Annotated in this window: 1 protein-coding gene; it reads right to left on the reverse strand. The window is 66.9% G+C overall.

Going from position 1 to position 281, the window contains the following annotated elements; translation table 11 throughout:
* On the reverse strand, positions 1 to 281 hold a 281-nt coding region (locus tag QWY29_RS20200; RefSeq protein WP_300963021.1), incomplete at both ends, for an ATP-binding domain-containing protein.

Here is a 281-nt window from a genome sequence, read left to right on the forward strand (position 1 = left end):
CTCCTCACTCACGCACTCGTTCTCCAGCGCCGTGCGCACCAGCTCGTACCAGCAGCCATCCGGGATTTTATTTTTGCCTTGCGCGCCGCAGATGATGAGCCGCTCGGCGGCGCGCGTCATCGCGACGTAGAGCAGCCGGCGGTATTCGTCGGTGTTCTCGCGCTCGATTCGCGTGCGCGCCGCGGAAAGCGCGTCGACGTCGTCCTGCTTGCGGCCGGCCCACACCACCGCGCCGTCATTGAGCTGCATTAGCTTCGGCGGATGCGCCCCCTTCGGCTCCG

The organism is Nocardioides abyssi (assembly GCF_030412915.1).
Lineage (GTDB): Bacteria > Actinomycetota > Actinomycetes > Propionibacteriales > Nocardioidaceae > Nocardioides > Nocardioides abyssi.